This window comes from Burkholderia sp. BCC1988 (assembly GCF_905339895.1).
GTDB lineage: Bacteria > Pseudomonadota > Gammaproteobacteria > Burkholderiales > Burkholderiaceae > Burkholderia.
In genome coordinates, this window is sequence record NZ_CAJPHA010000104.1 from 1 (window position 1) to 271 (window position 271).

Sequence of the window (271 nt, forward strand, 5' to 3'; positions counted from 1 at the left end):
GGCGGGCGACGCGGAGATCGTGATCGCGGGCGGGCAGGAGAACATGAGCGCGGCGCCGCACGTGCTGCCGGGCTCGCGCGACGGGTTCCGGATGGGTGACGCGAAGCTGGTCGACACGATGATCGTCGACGGCCTGTGGGACGTGTACAACCAGTACCACATGGGCATCACGGCGGAGAACGTCGCGAAGGAATACGGGATCACGCGCGAGGAGCAGGACGCGTTCGCGGCGCTGTCGCAGAACAAGGCGGAAGCCGCGCAGAAGGCCGGT

Annotated in this window: 1 pseudogene; it reads left to right on the plus strand. The window is 68.3% G+C overall.

From position 1 onward, the window contains the following. Positions 1-271 (plus strand): annotated as a pseudogene (locus U4012_RS35760) (acetyl-CoA C-acetyltransferase); the annotation flags it as partial.